12 protein-coding genes are annotated in these 12,817 nt (G+C 70.0%); 1 reads left to right on the top strand and 11 read right to left on the bottom strand.

Features of this window, described 5'->3' with window-relative positions:
- Nucleotides 1–53 precede the first annotated feature (53 nt).
- From FHT32_RS20650 to FHT32_RS20600, 11 genes are all read right to left on the bottom strand, one after another.
- A complete protein-coding gene (locus FHT32_RS20650; protein WP_176666449.1) occupies nucleotides 54–1,505 on the bottom strand; it encodes an NAD-dependent succinate-semialdehyde dehydrogenase in 1,452 nt (483 codons plus the stop codon).
- Between the two features lie 11 nt (nucleotides 1,506–1,516).
- Nucleotides 1,517–2,944, bottom strand: coding sequence for an NAD-dependent succinate-semialdehyde dehydrogenase (locus FHT32_RS20645; protein ID WP_176666448.1), 1,428 nt, complete (start codon nucleotides 2,942–2,944; stop codon nucleotides 1,517–1,519).
- Nucleotides 2,945–3,007: 63 nt separating this feature from the next.
- Nucleotides 3,008–4,690 carry a bifunctional 3-(3-hydroxy-phenyl)propionate/3-hydroxycinnamic acid hydroxylase gene (locus FHT32_RS20640; RefSeq protein WP_176666447.1) on the bottom strand — a complete coding sequence of 561 codons (1,683 nt, stop codon included), beginning with the start codon at nucleotides 4,688–4,690 and terminating at the stop codon, nucleotides 3,008–3,010.
- A gap of 47 nt (nucleotides 4,691–4,737) precedes the next feature.
- Entirely contained in the window at nucleotides 4,738–5,034 is a 297-nt protein-coding gene (locus FHT32_RS20635; RefSeq protein WP_176666446.1) for an NIPSNAP family protein, read from the bottom strand.
- Complete coding sequence (locus FHT32_RS20630; RefSeq protein WP_176666445.1) at nucleotides 5,031–5,903, bottom strand: alpha/beta fold hydrolase; 873 nt, start codon at nucleotides 5,901–5,903, stop codon at nucleotides 5,031–5,033. Before FHT32_RS20630 ends, FHT32_RS20635 begins: the two co-directional genes overlap by 4 nt.
- A 20-nt stretch (nucleotides 5,904–5,923) precedes the next feature.
- A complete protein-coding gene (locus tag FHT32_RS20625) occupies nucleotides 5,924–6,526 on the bottom strand; it encodes an amino acid synthesis family protein (RefSeq protein ID WP_176666444.1) in 603 nt (200 codons plus the stop codon).
- A 55-nt stretch (nucleotides 6,527–6,581) separates the two neighbouring features.
- The gene (locus tag FHT32_RS20620) at nucleotides 6,582–7,085 is read right to left on the bottom strand and encodes a VOC family protein (protein WP_176666443.1); all 504 of its coding nucleotides are present in this window, start codon (nucleotides 7,083–7,085) and stop codon (nucleotides 6,582–6,584) included.
- 16 nt (nucleotides 7,086–7,101) lie between these two features.
- A complete protein-coding gene (locus FHT32_RS20615; protein ID WP_176666442.1) occupies nucleotides 7,102–8,139 on the bottom strand; it encodes a glycosyl hydrolase in 1,038 nt (345 codons plus the stop codon).
- Between the two features lie 25 nt (nucleotides 8,140–8,164).
- Nucleotides 8,165–8,959, bottom strand: a complete 795-nt coding sequence (locus FHT32_RS20610) for an SDR family NAD(P)-dependent oxidoreductase (protein ID WP_176666441.1) — start codon at nucleotides 8,957–8,959, stop codon at nucleotides 8,165–8,167.
- 44 nt (nucleotides 8,960–9,003) lie between these two features.
- Nucleotides 9,004–10,563 (bottom strand): acetolactate synthase large subunit, encoded by a 1,560-nt coding sequence (locus FHT32_RS20605; protein WP_176666440.1) that lies wholly within the window; start codon nucleotides 10,561–10,563, stop codon nucleotides 9,004–9,006.
- Between the two features lie 48 nt (nucleotides 10,564–10,611).
- Nucleotides 10,612–11,598: a tripartite tricarboxylate transporter substrate binding protein gene (locus FHT32_RS20600; protein WP_256099081.1), complete on the bottom strand. Its 987-nt coding sequence runs from the start codon at nucleotides 11,596–11,598 to the stop codon at nucleotides 10,612–10,614.
- A 582-nt stretch (nucleotides 11,599–12,180) separates the two neighbouring features.
- Here FHT32_RS20600 and gstA point away from each other — a divergent pair.
- The gene (gene gstA / locus FHT32_RS20595) at nucleotides 12,181–12,807 is read left to right on the top strand and encodes a glutathione transferase GstA (protein WP_176666439.1); all 627 of its coding nucleotides are present in this window, start codon (nucleotides 12,181–12,183) and stop codon (nucleotides 12,805–12,807) included.
- Nucleotides 12,808–12,817 lie beyond the last annotated feature (10 nt).

Here is a 12,817-nt window from a genome sequence, read left to right as displayed (position 1 = left end):
AGGTGCGCCGCGAAGTTGCCGCGCGAAAAATGCGAATGCGCTTCAGCCGGGCATCAGTCGATGCCGGCCATGTTGATGTACTTGATGACCAGGTAGTCCTCGATTCCGTGGCGCGAGCCCTCGCGGCCCAGGCCCGACTGCTTGACGCCGCCGAAGGGCGCGACCTCGTTGCTGATGAGGCCGGTGTTGACGCCGACCATGCCGTACTCCAGCTGCTCGGCCACGCGCCACACGCGGCCCAAATCGCGGGCATAGAAGTAGCTCGCCAGGCCGAACTCGGTGTCGTTGGCCATGCGCACGACCTCGGCCTCGTCGTGGAAGCGGAAGAGCGGCGCAAGGGGGCCGAAGGTTTCTTCGCGCGCCACCGTCATCGCCTGCGTCACGCCGGTCAGCACGGTGGGTTCGAAGAAGCTGCCGCCCAGCGGATGGCGGCGTCCGCCGCTGAGCACCTGCGCGCCTTTCGCCACCGCATCGGCCAGGTGTTCCTCCACCTTGCGCACGGCGGCCTCGTCGATCAGCGGGCCGATGCGCACGCCCTCCTCGTCGCCGGGGCCGACCTTCAGCGCGCGCAGCGCCTCGGCCAGCTTCTGCGCGAAGGCGTCGTGAACGCGCTCGTGCACGTAGAGCCGGTTGGCGCACACGCAGGTCTGCCCCGCGTTGCGGAACTTGGAAACCAGCGCGCCTTCGACCGCCGCGTCCAGGTCGGCGTCGTCGAAGACGATGAAGGGCGCGTTCCCGCCCAGCTCCATCGACACCTTCTTGACCGTGGCCGCCGTCTGCTGCATCAGCAGCCGCCCCACTTCGGTGGAGCCGGTGAAGCTGAGCTTGCGCACCACCGGGTTGGTGGCCAGTTCGGTGCCGATGTCGCCGGCGGACCCGGCCAGCACCGACAGCACGCCCGCGGGCACGCCGGCGCGTTCGGCCAGCACCGCCAGCGCCAGTGCCGTGAGCGGCGTCTGGCTCGCGGGCTTGACCACCATCGTGCAGCCGGCCGCCAGCGCGGGTCCGGCCTTGCGCGTGATCATGGCCGCGGGGAAGTTCCATGGCGTGATGGCGGCGCACACCCCCACCGGCTCGCGCACGACCACGATGCGCTGCGAGGCCACGGGCGAAGGGATGGTCTCGCCATACACGCGCTTGGCTTCTTCGCCGAACCACTGGATGAAGGAGGCCGCGTAGGCGATCTCGCCGCGCGCCTCCGCGAGCGGCTTGCCCTGCTCGGCCGTCATGATGCGCGCCAGGTCTTCCTGGTTCTGCAGGATGAGCGCGTGCCAGCGCGCGAGGATGGCCGAGCGCTCGTGCGCGGTGCGGCGGCGCCACTGCGGCCAGGCGGCCTCGGCCCCCTCGATGGCACGCCGTGTGGCGGCGGCGTCCAGCCGGGGCACGTGCGCGATCAGCGCGCCGGTGGCGGGGTTGGTGACGGCGATGGTCCGCTCGGCGGATATCCATTCGCCCGCCACCAGGCATTGCTCGCGCAGCAGCGAGGGGTCGTCGAGAGTCAGCATGGGGTTCCGATTCAGATCTGGGTGATGAGCTTGGTACTGAGAAAGCTGTCGAAGGATTCGGTGCCGCCTTCGCTGCCGAAGCCGCTGTCCTTCACGCCGCCGAAGGGCAGCTCCGGATGCGCCATGCCCGAATGGTTGATGTTCACCATGCCGGCCTCGAGGCCGTCGCCCACGCGGGTCGCGGTTTGCAGCGAACGGGTAAAGACATAGCTCGCCAGACCGAAGGGCAATGCATTGGCCTGCTGCAGCGCCTCTTCGACGGTGTCGAAGCGCGACAGCGCGGCGACGGGGCCGAATGGCTCTTCGTGCATCACGCGTGCATCGGCGGGCACGTTGGCCAGCAGCGTCGGCGCATGGAAGTGGCCTTTTGCTCCGATGTGCCCGTCGCCCGCTAGCAGCTCAGCGCCGCGCGCGCGTGCGTCGTCCACCAACGCCTGCACGGCCTGGAAACGGCGCTCGTGGATCAGCGGGCCCATCTGCACGCCATCCTCCAGGCCGTGGCCCACCTTGACCGCGCCCAGCGCATCCGCAAAGGCGGCGGCAAAGCGGTCGTGCACGCCCGACTGCACATGGAAGCGCGTCGGCGACACGCAGACCTGGCCGGCGTTGCGCGTCTTCAGCCGCGCCAGCAAGGCCACGGCGGCGTCCACGTCGGCATCGTCGAACACCAGCACCGGCGCATGGCCGCCCAGTTCCATGGTCATGCGCTTCATGTGCTGGCCGGCCAGTGCGGCCAGCTGCCGGCCCACGGGCACCGAGCCGGTGAACGAGACCACGCGCACCAGCGGCGACTCGATGAGCTGGCGCGAGATGTCCGCCGGCACGCCCCACAGCAGGTTGAACACGCCCGGCGGCAGGCCGGCATCGTGGAAGAGGCGCGCCATGGCCACCAGCGCGCTGGGCGATTCCTCCGGCCCCTTGAGCACGATGGGGCAGCCAGCCGCGATGGCGGCGGCGGCCTTCTTCATCGCCTGGCCGAAGGGAAAGTTCCACGGGCTGAAGGCGGCGCACACGCCCACCGGCTCGCGCACCACCAGCTGGCGCACGCCCGGCTGACGCGCGGGCACCACGCGGCCGTAGACGCGGCGGCCCTCCTCCGCATGCCACTCGACGTGCTCGGCGGCGTTCAGCACCTCGGCCACGGCGTCGGCCAGCGGCTTGCCGTTGTCCAGCGTCATGGCGCGGCCGATCTCCGGCGCGCGCTCACGGGCCAGCGCGGCCACGCGGCGCAACAGGTCCGAGCGTTCGAGCGGCGACACGCGCCGCCAGCCCGCGAAGGCCGCATGGGCGGCCTGCACGGCGGCCTCGACGTCTTCGGCCTCGGCCCACGGCAGCAGGCCCAGCGGCTGCAGCATGGCGGGATCGTGCACGGCCTGCGTGCGCCGGCCCTGCGCGTCGATGAAGCGGCCGGCGATGTAGAGCGAGAGTTCTGGGTACATGGTGGGAGGGCTCGCGGGGCGGGCGTTTGGGCGCGGGCGTTTGGGCGCGGTTTGCGCGGGGCTTCAGGCCGCCAGGGCCTCGGCCTGCTTAAGGGATTGATTGGCCGCGGCCTGCGGCCGCGCCGTGTCGTCGGGGGCCAGCACGGCATCGCAGAAGCTGCCCAGTTCGGCCGCGGCGTCGGCCCGGCGGCCGACGGCGGCGATGAAGCGGTCGGGGCGGATCAGCACCCAGTCCACGTCCTTGCCTTGGAACCAGAAATGCAGCGTGTTCTCCAGGTCCTCGATCACCGTGCCCGAGAGTTGTCCGGGCATCGGCGAGCCGGCCTCGTTGCCCATGCTGCGCGAGCGCACGGCCACGTAGTGGTCACAGCCCAGCCGGGCGAGCTGCGCGTGCAGCGCGGTGGGCGCGCCGGCCAGCGCATCGCAGCGCCAGCTCAGCAGCGCGAAGCGCGCGCCGACCACGTCGTCGAGCTTGCGCGGCAGGCCGCGTTCGCGCTCCACGTTGGGCTGGATGAACATGCGGCCCACGAGCGCGTCGCGCCCGGCCACGCCGCTGTTGCGCACAATGCCCTTCGCGAAGCGCGGCATGGGCTTGAACTTCATCTGCAGCACGTAGTCGCGCACCTTCGGAATGTTCCGGATCGCCATGAAGAAGCGATCGCGCGCCCAGGCCAGCGGCGGGTTGCGCTGCGACAGCACGGCGCCGAAGGTGTCGGCCAGGTCGATCATGGCCTTGGCATGGGCATGGCGTTCGTCGTGGTAGCTGGCCAGCAGCTCGGGCCGCAGCCGGCCCTGGAGGATCCAGGCGAGCTTCCAGCCGAGGTTGAACGCATCGCGCACGCCAGCGTTGAGGCCCTGGCCAATCCACGGCGGCGTGATGTGCGCGGCATCGCCGGCCAGGCAGACGCGGCCCGCGACGAAGCTGCCGGCCACGCGCGAGTTGTGGGTGTACACGCGCGCCCGTATCACGTTCAGCGCCGCCGGGTCGGCCACGTGGCGGCCCAGCAGCTCGCGCACCTTGTCGGGCGCGAGCATCTGCTCGCCATCCTCGCCGGGAAAGAGCATGAACTCCCAGCGCCGCAGGCCGTAGGGCAGGCGCAGGCAGACGTAGGGGCGCTCGGGGTCGCAGTGCAGCGCGGTGTAGGGCGCGTCGAGCGGATCCTGGTCGCATTCGATCACCACCCACTTGGCAGGGTGGGTGCGCCCCTCGTAGGACAGCCCGAGCATCTCGCGCACGGCGCTGCGCCCGCCGTCGCAGGCCACCGCATAGGCGGCGCGCACCTGGTGCTCGGCACCGGCTTCGTCGCGCAGGGTGGCGGTCACGCCCGCCTCGTCCTGCACCAGGCCCACCAGCTCCAAGCCGAGCCGCAGCTGCACGTGGTCGAAACGCGCCAGGCCGCGGCGCAGCGTCTTCTCGCCCAGGGGCTGCGAGAACAGGTTGCGGCGGAACCAGCCGAACTCGCGCGTGCTGGGCAGTATCTCGGCGAAGCACTGCTTGCGCGCGGTGTACATGCGCATGGGTACGTTCTGGATCATGTCGCGCAGCATCTCCTCGGCCAGGCCGGTGGCCTGGAAGGTGCGCAGGGCCTCGTCGTCCAGCCCCACGGCGCGCGGAAAGTCGAACACCGCCGTGCTGCGCTCGACCACCAGGGTCTGCACGCCGTAGCTGCCCAGCAGGTTGGCCAGCGTCACGCCGACCGGGCCGGCGCCGATGATGAGGACGGGGGCTTCCACGGAAGCGCTCATGGGAACTCCTTGGGACTGGGACGGAAACGGCGGCCTGCGCGAGCGCCTCAGACGGGCGAGAGCAGCCGGCTCTCCTGGCGCACCAGCAGGTGGCGCACCTGCTTGCGGAATTCCGCGAAGGCCGGGTCGGCCATCAGCGCGGTGCGGCGGCGCGCGCGTTCTTCGAGGCTGTCGAAGGCCCAGTGGAAGACCAGCTGGTTGATGTCGCCGCTTTCGGGCGTCATCAACGCGACCAGCTGCCCGAGCGTGCGGGTCTGCAGCTCGCGGCCGCACTCGTTGTAGATGCGCAGGTAGTCGCGCACGCCGCCGGGGACGAGGGTGTAGGTTCTGAGTTCGTGGATCATGGATGGGACTGGCCCGCGGCGGCCGCCTCGGGCCGCTTCAGGAAGGTGGTGACGGCCTCGGCGAAGAGCGCCGGCTGGTCGTCGTGGACGTAGTGGCCCGCATCGGGAATCTCAAGCGTGGAGATTCGCGGGTTGAGCGCGCGCATGTGCTCGGCCATGGCCGGCTGCAGGTAGTCGGAGCGGCCGCCGCGCACCACGAGGGTCTCGCACTGCAGCTGCCTCACGTATGCGGCAAGGTCCACCTGGCGGGTGGGGTCGGGGTTCAGGCGCGTGGCGGCGATGCCCGCATGGTCGTAGCGCCAGGTGAAGCCGCCGCCGCTCATGGGCTTGAGCATGCTCTGCAGCCGCTGCTGGCGCGCTTCCTCCGTCACCGTGGGGCGCAGCGCGCGCATGAACGCGGCGGCTTCGTCCCAGGAAGCAAAGGCGTTGGGCGTGCTCGCCAGTTCCCTGCGGATGCGGGTGGCGCCGTCGCTGGCGTCGAAGGCGCCGGGGCCGGCGTCCTCGATCACCAGGCGGCGGACCTGGCCGGCATGGCGCGCGGCATACACGATGGCGTTGATGCCGCCCATCGAATGGCCGAGCAGGTCGAAACGCTGCAGGCCCAGCTGCGCCACCAGCGCCTCGACGTCGGCAACGTAGGTGTCGGTGTAGTAGTCGTGCCTCGGGTCCCAGTCGGTCTCGCCGCGGCCGCGCTGGTCGAAGGCGATGACGCGGAACCCGGGCTGCAGCGCCGCCGCCACGCCCGCGAAGGTCTCGGCATAGCCGCGGATGCCATGCAGCATCAGCACCGGCCACGCATCGGGCTCGCCCCATTCGGTGACGTGGAAGCCCAGGCCATCGTGGCTCAGGCGGAAATCGCGGCGCTGCATGTGCGTTGCTCCGGCCGCGCTCAGACGAGGCCGTCCTCGCCCTTGATCTCCGAGGCCTTCAGGCCGCCCAGGCGCGCGTTGAGCCGCCCGCGCGTGGCGAAGGCCCAGATCAGCACCACCTCGTCGCGGTTGGGGCCGTCGCCGAACATGGCCGAGACGGTGTCGTAGTGCGAGCGCACGTACAGCGCGTCCTTGTGCGCCAGCGGAATGTCGATGACGGTGCCGGGCCCGCCGCGCTTGCCGGTGGAAGGCACCCACGACTTGCCGCCACCCACGCCTTCGCGCACCGGGTTGGCGGCGGGATTGGTCAGCAGCGCGTTGCCGTGCTCGTATTCGCCGTCGATGCCCACCAGGCAGGCCTTGCCGTAGCTCTCGATGGCCTGCCCGCCCGCGGCCTCGCGGATGCGGCGGCCGAACTCCTTGCCCAGCTCGGGCGAAGGCGCGATCCAGGACGACAGGTCTTCGACGTAGCGGCCCGCGAAGGGGTTGCGCAGGCAGGCGGCGATTACGATCTTGCGCAGCGGCTCGCCGTCGGCGGGTGCGCCGGTCTCGCCGGCCAGGGTGTCCTCGATCTGGAGGTACCACTTGCGGATGTGGAAGGCGCTGAGGTCGGGGGTGCTCATGATGATCTTTTGCGGAAATGGGAGTGGATGGAACGGATGTGCAGCGGGCTGTCGCTCACAGCGGCTGCAGGTCCAGGGCGTTGCTGGGCGCGTTGTATTCGCCCAGCAGGCGCTTGGCTTCCTCGTCGTCGTGGACGAGCTCGAGGAAGAACTCGAATCGGTGGCCGTCGGGGTCGTGGAAGTACAGGCCGTAGCCCACCTTGTGGTCGGTGGTCTTGACCACCTCGACGTTCTTGCGCAGCAACATGCCGTAGAGCCGGCGCAGGTCGTCCAGGCCGCCTTCGATCTCCAGGCCGTAGTGCTGCATGTTCACGGTGCCGCGGGTGGCGGCCTCGGGCTCGTCCACCTGGATGAGCGCGATGTCGTGGTGCTTCTGCCCGAAGGAGAGGAACACCCAGCGCGTCCCGCGCGCCGTGACCTGCATGCCCAGCACCTCCTCGTACCAGGGCGCGGAGGCGAAGGGGTCCTTCACGAACAGCGCCAGGTGCGTGCGGCGGATGCGCGGACGGACCTCTTCGGCAGTGCCGCCGGCGGTGGATGCGGGGTTGCGGGTGTTCATGGCCGGCCTCCGTGCTTCAGTGGATGGACTGCGGATGCGCGTGCACCGGCGCCACGAAGGGCGTCCAGGCCACCGAGGTGATCTCGCTGAAGTCGCGCCACTCCTTGAACCAGCTGCGCCCGCCGTTGGTGGAGCGCAGCAGGTGGCCGTACTTGGTGCCGGCAAAGAGCAGCCCACGGTTGCTCGCGTGGCCGCCGAAGGCCCACACGGTGGAATTGGGTGCGGTGTTCAAGAGCGTCTGCGCCCAGGTCTCGCCACGGTCGGCGGAGCGGTAGATGCGCGTGCGCGAACCCGGCGTGCCGTCGCCGATGGCCAGCAGCAGTTCGCGGCCTTCAGGGTCCAGCGGCTGCACCGTGCGGGTGTAGTACAGGCCGTCGAAGCGGTCCTTGGAGGGATGGCAGACGAAGCTCTGGGCATCGTCGATGCTCTCGCACACCGAGTTGACGGTGACCACGATGTGCTTGGCAGGCGCATCCTGCGTGGCCGGCAGCACCGAGATGGCGTGGATGTCGGAGTTGTTGATGCCGCGCCCGGGCGTGTCGATGCGCTCCCAGCTGTCGCCCGCATCGCGCGTGCGCCAGGCCCCGCCTTCTTCCACGCCGAACCAGGCCTCGCCCGCGCGCTGCGGGTGGAAGGCGATGGTGAGGATGCGCGGGCGGTGCACGCCGGAGCAGAACTCCGGCAGCTCCACGTCCAGCAGCTGCCAGCTCAGGCCGCCGTTGCGCGAGCGGTACATGCGCGCCCGCGAAGGTGCGCCGGTGCCGGCGAACACCAGCTGCGGGTCCAGCGGGCTGAAGGCCAGGGCCCACACGGTCTGGCCATCGGCCGGCGAGGCCATGCGCTGGAAGTGCGCGCCACCGTCGATCGACAGGCAAATGCCCGCGTCGGCGCCCGCCAGCACGCGGCTGGGGTCCGATGGGTCCACGGCCAGCGCGCGCACCGTGCCGTCGAATTCGATGGCCTCCTTCAGGCCCAGTCGGTGCCAGGTGGCGCCGTCGTCCACGCTGCGCAGGATGCCTTGCCCTGCCGTGCCCACGAGAATGGTTCCGTTCATGTCTGCGACTCCTTGGATGGATGGCTCAGAGGAAGATGCCGCGCGTGATGCCGCCATCGACCGCGATGGATTCGCCGGTGATGGCCGCCGCGCGGTCCGAGGCCAGGAAGAGCACCACGTCGGCGATCTCATTGACCTGCAGCACACGGCGGATGGGCGTGGCCTTGGCGTAGTTCGCCTCGACCTGCGCGGGCGTGAGGCCCTGCAGCCTGGCTTCCTTGGCGTAGAGCTCGTGGATGTGCGGCGTCTCGACCACGCCGGGGTGGAGCACGTTGACCGTGATGCCCGAGGGGCCGAGCTGGTCCGACAGCGTCTTGGTCATGTGCGCCACGGCCACGTTGCGCATGCCCGAGAGCTGCTTGCTGCCGCGCCCGGTGAGGCCGCCGATATTGATGATGCGGCCCCAGCCGCCCTTGCGCATGTGCGCCGCGCAGGCCTTGGCGAAGCGCATGTAGCCGACCACCTTGATGTCGATGTCCTGCAGCAGCCCTTCGGGGTCGGCGTTCTCGATCTCGCTGCGCACCAGGCCGCCCGGATGGGCTGCGCCGTTGATCAGGATGTCGATGCGGCCGAAGTGCGCCGCCGCCTTGTCGACCGCGGCCTGCACCTGCGCGGTGTCGCTCACGTCGGCGGGGGTGGCCAGCACCTCCACGCCGGTCTTGGCGGTGATTTCGCGCGCGGCTTCCTCCAGCGCGCCCTGGCTGCGCGCCACGATGGCCACGCGCACGCCCTCGGCCGCGAAGGCTTCCGCCACCGCCCGGCCGATGCCCAGGCTGCCGCCCGTCACCACGGCCACTTTGCCCTTGAGTCTGAGATCCATGTTCGATTGCTCCTTGGATGTTGGGAAAGGCGCCGGCCTGCGGCTCAGAGCGCCATTTCGATGAGGGCCGGCCCGCGGCGCCCGAAGGCGTCACGCAGCTGGACCGAGAGTTCTTCGGCCGTGGTGGCCCGCGTGGCCGGCACGCCATAGGACTGCGCCAGGCCCACCCAGTCGATGCGCGGCGAGTCGAGCGCAGTGAGCGCCTCGGCGCGCGCGCCCAGCGCGGCGCCGCCGCGGCGCAGTTCGTTGCGCAGGATGGCGTACTGGTGGTTGGCGGCGATGAGCACGACCACGTCGAGCTGCTCGTGCGCCATCGTCCACAGCGACTGGATCGTGTACTGGGTGCTGCCGTCCGACAGCAGCCCCACCACCCGCCGCCCGGGGCAGGCGATGGCCGCGCCCACCGCCACGGGCAGGCCCTGCCCGATGGCGCCGCCGGTGTTGGTCAGCGTCGTGTGCGGCGCCGCGGCAGCCGACGCCGCATAGAAGGGATAGCCGCAGGTGCCGCCTTCGACCGAGACGATGGCGCCTTCGGGCAGCGCACGCGTGAGCACCGCGCCGATGGCCGCGGGCGTGAGCGCGCCGGCGGGCTCCGCCGGCAGCGGATGCACGGGCGCCTCTAACGGGGGAGCCTGCAGCGCATTGGCCAGCTGCTCGAGTGCCTCGGCCACGGGATGGCCGGGCTCGCCCAGGCTCAGCAGGCGATCGGTTTCGACCATCAGGCTGGGATGGCCCGCGTAGCCGAAGTAGGTGACCGGCGGCAGCGCGCCGGCCAGCACCACCAGGTCGGCGGGATCGAGCACGGCGCGCGCCGGCTCGGGAAAGTAGGGCAGTCGGTCGAAGGCCGGCAGGCCCTGGCCGCGTTCCGCACGAGCCGGGAAGGTCTCGGCATAGGCCGTGGCGCCCAGCGCCGCGCACAGGCGCGCGGCGGCGCGTTGGGCGCGCCCGCCCAGGCCGCCCAGTTCGCCACCGCCGCCCAGCAGGAAAACGATACGGCGCGCCGAGCGCAGGCGCTGCGCGCAGGCGGCGATGTCGACGGGCGCAGTGGATGCCGCGGCCCGCGCCGGAGCAACGGCATCGGCCGCCGCGGCCTGCAGCGGATCGGCCTGGTAGTCCGCCGGAAAGATCAGCGTTGCGCCCTGCCCGCCGTTGGCCAGCGACTGGCGCACGGACTCGGCAGCAGCGCGCGGCGCATCGGCCGTGCTGGCGATGCGGTGCACCCAGCCCGACACCGGCCGCGCCAGCGACTCGATGTCCGAGGTCAGTGGCGCATCGAAGGGCAGGTGCCAGCTGGTGTGGTCGCCGATCAGGTTGACGATCGGCGTGCGCGCGCGCCGTGCGTTGTGCAGGTTGGCGATGCCGTTGGCGAAGCCTGGGCCCAGGTGCAGCAGCGTGGCGGCGGGCCGCCCAAGCATGCGACCGTAGCCGTCGGCCGCGCCGGTGCAGACGTTCTCCTGCAGGCCGATCACGCAGCGGATCGAGTCCTGGCCTTCCAGCGCGCGCACTAGGTCCAGCTCCGTCGTGCCGGGGTTGGCGAAGCAGGTGTCCACCCCTTCGCCGGAGAGCGCTGCCCACAGGGCCTGCGCGCCAGTCTGCTCAGTCATCGCCGATGTCCTCTCATTGCTTCTGTGTTGGGAATGCAGCGACCGACGTCACTGCACCTTGATGCCGCGCTCGCGCACGAGGCGGCCGATGCGGTCGTTGTCCACGGCGATGCGTGCGTCCAGTTCCGCGGGCGTGGAGGCGCCGGCGCCCAGGCCGCGCTCGGCCGCCCAGCGCTTGAGCTCGGGCTGCGCCAGCACCTTGGTCAGCGCCGCGTTCATGCGCGCCAGGATCTCGGGCGGCACGCCGCTCTTCGCGTGGAAGGAATAGGAGGTGGACAGCAGCATGTCCGAGCCGCCCGCCTCCACGATGGTGGGTACGTTCGGCACGATGGCCTGGCGCGTGGGCGCGCCCACGGCCAGCAGCTTGAAGCTGCCCTTCTGCACGTAGGGCAGCATGGCCTCCACGCCGCCGGAGGTAACTTCCACCTGGCCGCCGAGCATGGCCGGAATCACCTCCGCCAGGGCCTTGTAGGGCACGTGCAGGAACTTGACCCCGGTGCCAGATTCGAGCAGCTCCATGTTCAGGTGCATCACGCTGCCCACGCCGCCCGTGCCGAAGGTGACCTTGCCCGGGTTGGCCTTGGCATAGGCAATGAAGGACTTGAAGTCGTTGGCCGGCAGCTGCGCGCTGGTGACCAGGTACAGGTTCACGTCGGCGATGTTGCTGACGGAGACGAGGTCCTTCTTCGGGTCGTAGGGCGGCTGGTAGAGCAGCGGGTTGACGGTCAGCGTGAGCCGGTCGACCAGCAGATAGGTGTAGCCGTCGGCCGGCGCCTTCACCACTTCGGCGGTGCCGATGATGCCGTTGGCCCCGGCCTTGTTCTCCACCACGACGGAAGCCTTCAGCTCCTTGGAGAGCCCCTCGCCCACGAGCCGGGCCATGACGTCGGGACCCGTGCCCGGCGGGTAGGGCACTTCGATGCGAATCGGCCGCGAGGGCCAACTGCCCTGGGCCGAAGCCAGCGGCGACACCAGCCCGCATGCCGCCGCCAAGGCGACGGCACCACAGACCTGCAGAACGGACTTTCTATTCATTGCGCGATTCCTCGGTACCCCTGCGAAGACGGGGCCGACACCAGGAGCCAGAGGGGACGCTCCTGGGCGGCAATGGACGACTGACGACACCGAACACTCATCGGTCGCCGAATCATATGCTGATTTGTCGAATAAACGAAATTCAGCAATCTAATTGGCTTTTAGTGGTTTCCCTTAGGATCAACTTTCGTCCATGTGACACATGAGCAAGCAATCGGCGTTCCAGGGCGAGTGTGGGCCGACAATCTACGTATTACTGCATAGTGATAAGTGATGATTCAGGCACCACGTCCTAGGGAAAAGGATGTCACCGCCGGCACGAAACGCGCGCCGCAACCAAGCGTTTGTCAACTATCCAGGTACTTCTACCGACACGTGCGGCCCAGATCGAATGGCATATTTATCGCATAGAAGTAATTTCATGACCATGTCTTCGACCCTATGCAACACAACGGGGCACCGTTGCACCAGAACGCTGCGCGGGCAGCGGGTCGGCACCGCATCCGCGCCCGCAACGGCGCTCATCCCGGGTCTGCCGGCACGCAGGCGCGCCCCTCCATCCCCGCGAGGCGCCTTGCTGCCATGAAGCTCTATCTCACTCCCAGGACCTGCGCACTGGCCGTCGACATCGTGGCGCGCGAGATCGGCCTCGCGCTCGAACTCGTCTGGGTCGACGTGCGGGCCAAGAAGCTCAAAGACGGCGGTGACCTCCACCGCATCAATCCCAAGGGCCAGGTGCCCGCGCTGGAGACGGACGACGGCCAGTTCCTCACCGAGGGCGGCGTGATCATTCAGTACCTGTGCGACCGCCACGGGGCGGACCACCTGCTGCCTGGCAGCCTCGACATGGAGCGCTACCGCGTGCTGGAGTGGATGAGCTTCATGAGCTCGGAGCTGCACAAGACCTTCACGCCGCTGTTCCGCGCCAACACGCCGCCCGCCTACCGCGGCATCGCCATCGAGAACCTGCAGCGCCGCTTCGCCTGGCTCGACCGGGTGCTCGCCGCTCGAAGCTTCCTCCACGCGCAGCGCTTCACCGCGGCAGACGCCTATTGCTTCACCATCGTGATGTGGGCCGAGCTGCACGCCATCGACCTGGCGCAATGGCCGCACCTGCACGGCTACCTGCAGCGCATCGGCGCGCGCCCCAGCGTGCGGGCGGCGCTGGCCGACGAGCGCGACGAGCTCGCCACCCACCCGGCCGCCTGAGCCGCCGGCG

This window comes from Variovorax sp. SG517, assembly GCF_013376045.1.
Classification (GTDB): Bacteria; Pseudomonadota; Gammaproteobacteria; order Burkholderiales; family Burkholderiaceae_C; genus Variovorax.
The sequence above is the reverse complement of the archived record's forward strand: the minus strand, read 5'-3'. Positions and strand labels throughout refer to the sequence as shown.

Excerpts from the sequence above, each read along its gene's own strand:
- FHT32_RS20650 (WP_176666449.1), bottom strand. The coding sequence starts at position 1,505 with ATGCTGACTCTCGACGACCCCTCGCTGCTGCGCGAGCAATGCCTGGTG.
- FHT32_RS20645 (WP_176666448.1), bottom strand. The coding sequence starts at position 2,944 with ATGTACCCAGAACTCTCGCTCTACATCGCCGGCCGCTTCATCGACGCG.
- FHT32_RS20640 (WP_176666447.1), bottom strand. The coding sequence starts at position 4,690 with ATGAGCGCTTCCGTGGAAGCCCCCGTCCTCATCATCGGCGCCGGCCCG.
- FHT32_RS20635 (WP_176666446.1), bottom strand. The coding sequence starts at position 5,034 with ATGATCCACGAACTCAGAACCTACACCCTCGTCCCCGGCGGCGTGCGC.
- FHT32_RS20630 (WP_176666445.1), bottom strand. The coding sequence starts at position 5,903 with ATGCAGCGCCGCGATTTCCGCCTGAGCCACGATGGCCTGGGCTTCCAC.
- FHT32_RS20625 (WP_176666444.1), bottom strand. The coding sequence starts at position 6,526 with ATGAGCACCCCCGACCTCAGCGCCTTCCACATCCGCAAGTGGTACCTC.
- FHT32_RS20620 (WP_176666443.1), bottom strand. The coding sequence starts at position 7,085 with ATGAACACCCGCAACCCCGCATCCACCGCCGGCGGCACTGCCGAAGAG.
- FHT32_RS20615 (WP_176666442.1), bottom strand. The coding sequence starts at position 8,139 with ATGAACGGAACCATTCTCGTGGGCACGGCAGGGCAAGGCATCCTGCGC.
- FHT32_RS20610 (WP_176666441.1), bottom strand. The coding sequence starts at position 8,959 with ATGGATCTCAGACTCAAGGGCAAAGTGGCCGTGGTGACGGGCGGCAGC.
- FHT32_RS20605 (WP_176666440.1), bottom strand. The coding sequence starts at position 10,563 with ATGACTGAGCAGACTGGCGCGCAGGCCCTGTGGGCAGCGCTCTCCGGC.
- FHT32_RS20600 (WP_256099081.1), bottom strand. The coding sequence starts at position 11,598 with ATGAATAGAAAGTCCGTTCTGCAGGTCTGTGGTGCCGTCGCCTTGGCG.
- gstA (WP_176666439.1), top strand. The coding sequence starts at position 12,181 with ATGAAGCTCTATCTCACTCCCAGGACCTGCGCACTGGCCGTCGACATC.